6 protein-coding genes are annotated in these 4,286 nt (G+C 67.9%); 2 read left to right on the top strand and 4 right to left on the bottom strand.

Annotation, left to right across the window (positions count from 1 at the left end; genetic code table 11):
- Window positions 1-288: 288 nt before the first annotated feature.
- The gene (locus ABD308_RS20995; RefSeq protein ID WP_344337479.1) at window positions 289-873 is read left to right on the top strand and encodes a DinB family protein; all 585 of its coding nucleotides are present in this window, start codon (window positions 289-291) and stop codon (window positions 871-873) included.
- A gap of 73 nt (window positions 874-946) precedes the next feature.
- On the opposite strand, the gene ABD308_RS20990 is transcribed toward ABD308_RS20995, so the two are convergent.
- From ABD308_RS20990 to ABD308_RS20980, 3 genes are all read right to left on the bottom strand, one after another.
- Window positions 947-1,132: a DUF397 domain-containing protein gene (locus ABD308_RS20990; RefSeq protein ID WP_344337477.1), complete on the bottom strand. Its 186-nt coding sequence runs from the start codon at window positions 1,130-1,132 to the stop codon at window positions 947-949.
- A gap of 146 nt (window positions 1,133-1,278) precedes the next feature.
- The gene (locus tag ABD308_RS20985) at window positions 1,279-1,464 is read right to left on the bottom strand and encodes a DUF397 domain-containing protein (RefSeq protein WP_344337475.1); all 186 of its coding nucleotides are present in this window, start codon (window positions 1,462-1,464) and stop codon (window positions 1,279-1,281) included.
- Window positions 1,465-1,468: 4 nt separating this feature from the next.
- Complete coding sequence (locus tag ABD308_RS20980) at window positions 1,469-2,332, bottom strand: helix-turn-helix domain-containing protein (RefSeq protein ID WP_344337473.1); 864 nt, start codon at window positions 2,330-2,332, stop codon at window positions 1,469-1,471.
- Between the two features lie 204 nt (window positions 2,333-2,536).
- Between ABD308_RS20980 and ABD308_RS20975 the strand changes: the two genes are divergently transcribed.
- Window positions 2,537-2,899 (top strand): ATP-binding protein, encoded by a 363-nt coding sequence (locus tag ABD308_RS20975; protein WP_344337471.1) that lies wholly within the window; start codon window positions 2,537-2,539, stop codon window positions 2,897-2,899.
- A 320-nt stretch (window positions 2,900-3,219) separates the two neighbouring features.
- Here ABD308_RS20975 and ABD308_RS20970 read toward each other — a convergent pair whose 3' ends face one another.
- Window positions 3,220-4,227 (bottom strand): serine hydrolase domain-containing protein, encoded by a 1,008-nt coding sequence (locus ABD308_RS20970; protein ID WP_344337470.1) that lies wholly within the window; start codon window positions 4,225-4,227, stop codon window positions 3,220-3,222.
- Between the last annotated feature and the right edge of the window lie 59 nt (window positions 4,228-4,286).

The raw sequence follows: 4,286 nt of genomic DNA, 5'->3' as shown, positions 1-4,286 counted from the left end.
GCGCGCAAGGGGCCGCCGGAACCCCTGCTCGGTTCCGTCCTGCCGCCAGGAGTAGGAAGTCGGACGGGCCGACTTCCTAATCCAGCCTTGGTGGGGGTGGTGGTGCGCAGTGGTCCTCGCTCGGGCGGTCTTCCGGTGGCCCCTTGCGTGCGCAGGGGCCACCGGAAGCAGTTGGCCACCGTCCCGGAGGGCGCGACCGCTGGTCAGCGGCCGTTTCAACGGGCTTGTCCGAGGGGATCAGGGGTGGGATCTTGAGGCCGGGAGCGGCCCGTGGCAGGCTCATGCCGCATGATCGATGAATTCGCGAAGGCCAACCTGCACGGAAGACTGCGGCGGGACCGCGAGGCGCTGCTCTGGAAGCTCGACGGCTTGTCCGAATACGACGTCCGTCGACCCTTGACGGTGACCGGGTCCAACCTCCTCGGCCTGGTCAAGCACGTGGCCACTGTCGAGGCCAGGTACTTCGGTGAGGTCTTCGACCGTCCTTTCCCGGAAGAGCTGCCCCGGTGGCAGGACTACGACGGCAACGATATGTGGGCGACCGAGGACGAGACCCGCGATCAGATCATCGGGTTCTACCGGCGTACGTGGGAACACTCGGACGCGACGATCAACGAGCTTCCCCTCGACGCCCCCGGCCACGTGCCGTGGTGGCCGGAGCCGGGTCCCAACACGAACCTGTTCGCCATCCTGGTCCATGTCCTCGGCGAGTCCAACCGGCACGCCGGGCACGCCGACGTCCTGCGCGAGGGCCTCGACGGCCGGACCGGAATGCGCCCCGAACACGAGCAGCGGATCGACGAGGAGGCCCGCGCGGCCTACTGGGCGAAGATCGAGCAGGCCGCCAGGTCGGCCGCAGGGATCAAGGGTTAGAGGTCCCGATCCACGACTGAACCTTGGCCGCGCCCTTCGCTGATCGGCGAAGGGCGCGGCTGGAGGAGTGGCGTCAGGCGTTGAATTCGCCGCCCTGGATGCCGGCCACGAGGTCACGCCATTCGGTGATGGTCAACTGGGCTATGGAGGAGGGGCGGAGGCTGCTGCGGACGTAGACGGTGTCGGCGGTGATGGCCACCTCCGGGCAGTTGCTGGAGTCGGGGCATGAGGAAGGGCGGGTCCAGACGAGGTTGTCCATTGAGTCAGACTTCCTTCTTGATCTGCGCGAACTGGTTCCGTTCATGAGTGGCAGCGGGTGGTGGGTGGCCAGAGCGTGTCGGCGGCTGACTGAACCTTGGCCGCGCCCTTCGCTGATCGGCGAAGGGCGCGGCTGGAGGAGTGGCGTCAGGCGTTGAATTCGCCGTTCTGGATTCCGGCCACGAGGTCATGCCATTCGGTGATGGTCAACTGGGCTATGGCGGAGGGATGGAGGCTGCTCCGGACATAGACCATGTCATCGGCCATGGCCACTTCTGGGCAGCTCGCACCGTCGCCGCACGCTTCAGGGCGCTGCCAGCGGAGGTCGTCCATCGTGCTAGATCTCTTTCTTGAGGAGTGTGATGAAGTTGCGGGACTGCCTTGGCGGTAGGGAGCGATCCGTCATCGTCTCGAAGATGTGACGGTAGTTCTCCAACTGCCGCTGTTCATGAAGGAATGTCGGTCCGCCAACCGCATCCAGTTGGACAGTGTCCAGTCGAGGGACTGGTCCTCTCGCGTAGATGATTCCTTGCCCGGCGCCCTTGAAGCCATTGGCCTCGAAGGTGAGCACGCGGAGCGTGACGTGTGGAAGCTCCGAATATGCCAGCAGTTGCTCAAGTTGCCTCTGGGCGGCCTCGCGACCTCCGAACCGCATCCGCAATGCCGCCTCATGGATGACTGCCGTGTACGGCTGGGCGCCAGCGGTCATCAGGAACGCTGATCGTTGGACCCGATGCTCGACACGCGCTTCAAGCAAGCGAGGCGACAGCGGCGGGTAGACGTCTTGGAAGATCGCGCGCCCGTACTCCTCGGTCTGCATCGCGCCCGGGATGTGGCAGACCTGGTAGGTGTGCATGCCCTGGGCGAAGAACTCCATCTCGGAGATGTCCAGGAACCCGGCTGGCACCGAGCCGCGATATTCGACCCACCATCCGCGATGCCGCTCCTCGGCCATGTGGGACAGGGCCTGAATGAACTCGACATCACTCTCCTCGTAATCGGAGGCGAGTATGCGGATGCGTTCAGCGCTGACCGGGTAATACCCCTTCTCGATCTGCGTGATCTTCGTCCGATCGAGCCCAAGTCGTGCGCCGGCCTGGGCGGTCGTGCGGCCGGCACTGTCGCGCATCTTTCGTAGCTCGATACCGACCCGTTCCTGCCTGACCGTTGGGGTGGTTCGTGGTGGCATGCCCTCAAGCATCCACCTTGATCCCCCGGCGGGTCCACCAATCCCCCTATCGAGTGATGAAGGTGGGACAAGTGCCCGCATGTGTGCCACTCAGGCCCTACAGTCTGTGATGCACCGCTCACCGGACTGATTGTCATCAACGTCCTTTGCCAGGGCAGTTGGCACCCTCGTGCCTTCGTCCGGTGCGCCCCCACCTACACCGCTGGGAGTGTCCCCATGTGTAACCGCAACACCCCCTCCCTCTCCATCTCCCGCGAGGCCCTCCGCTCGACCATGGCCCTCGCCGACTTCCACCCCGACGTCATCGCCGACGCCGAACTCGCCCTCGTCGAGCTGATCGTCAACGCCTGGCGGCACGGCGACACGGCCTCGCCGATCGTTCTCCTCCTCCTCTCCGACCGGGCGCTCCGCGTCTCCGTCGGCGACAACTCCTCCGACCTCCCCGCCCCCCTCACCTCCACCGGCCTCGCCGAGTGCGGCCGGGGCCTCCAGCTCGTCCAGGGCCTCACCCACCGCTGGGGCGCCGAACCCCGGAAGCGCGGCAAGCTGGTCTGGTTCGAGTTCGACCGCGCCGCCTGACCATGATCGGCCTGCTGACCCTCATCATCGCCGCGGCCGTCATCGGCGCCGTCTGCCGGATCCGGTCCGACTCCCTCCGCGACCGCCACCGCGACCACCGCATACCCGAGTAGCCCCCCGCTCGGGACGCGTCCGGCCTGACCGGCTGCCCGGTCGGCCAGGTCGGCCGCACCTGCCGTGGACGTTGCCCCGCCATCGCTCGCCGCAGGGGTTGGCGGGGATGACGACGCCCCCGGCCCGATCATCGTCCCGGTGGAGAACCGCCCCCGTCCATCTGCCGATCGGCGGGAGGAGGTTCCTCCCCGAAGCGCACTCCGGGGTCAGCGCCCCGCGCCCCGCAGGGCCGAGAGCGCGGCCGCCGCGTCGGCCGGAGCCGCCGTCGCCGCACCGTCGCCGCACAGCGTCTTGATCGCCACGTTGACGACCGCCGCATCGAGGCCCGACGGGTCCGTCCCCTCGTACGGGTTGTACGACAGCGCGACCTGCCGCTTCCCGTCCGCCGTGCCGAACAGCAGCGTGCCCCAGCCCGGTATCCCGCCGTCGTGGCCCCACAACGGGCCGCAGCCGAAGTCGGCCTGGGCCACACCGAGTCCGTAGAACGAGACGCCCGACCCGGTCGGCACCGTTCGCTTCAGTTCCGCCTGCTCGGCCGGCCGCAGCAGCTTGCCGCCGAACAGGGCGGCGTGGAAGCGGTTGAGGTCGGCCGCGGTGGAGATGCCGTTGCCCGCCGCGTCGGCGACGGTCGGGTTCAGCCGGGTGATGTCCGCCGGACCCTCCGCCAGCTTGGCGTACGCGCGGGTGTGCGGGCCACGCAGGCCGGTCTCGGAGTCGGGGAACGTGGTGTCGTCGAGGTGCAGCGGCTTGACGATCCGCCGCTTGACCTCGCTCTGCCAGCTGTTCCCGGTCAGCTTCTCGATCAGCATCCCGGCGAGGACGTAGTTGGTGTTCGAGTACTTCCAGCCCTCGCCCGGTGCGAAGTACGGCGGGTGTGCGAAGCCGACCGCGATCAGCTGCTCCGGCTGGTAGTCCTGCCAGCGGCTCGACCCGTTGACCCAGTCGCGCAGGCTCGCCTCGTCCTGGTAGAAGAACTGCGGGTCCTCCAGGTAGTCGAACAATCCGCTGGTGTGATTGAGCAGTTGGCGCACGCTGATCGCGCCGCCGTTCGGCACGAGGCCCGGCAGGTACCGCTCGATCGGGTCGTCCAGCCGCAGCCTCCCCTCGGCGACCAGCTGGAGCGCCACCGTCGACACGAACGCCTTGGTGACACTGCCGATCCGGAACCGGCCGTCCGGCCTGACCGGCTGCCCGGTCGGCCAGGTCGGCCGCACCTGCCGTGGACGTTGCCCCGCCATCGCTCGCCGCAGGGGTTGGCGGGGATGACGACGCC

This window comes from Kitasatospora putterlickiae, assembly GCF_039527695.1.
In the GTDB taxonomy this organism is placed as follows: Bacteria; Actinomycetota; Actinomycetes; order Streptomycetales; family Streptomycetaceae; genus Kitasatospora; species Kitasatospora putterlickiae.
The sequence above is the reverse complement of the archived record's forward strand: the minus strand, read 5'-3'. Positions and strand labels throughout refer to the sequence as shown.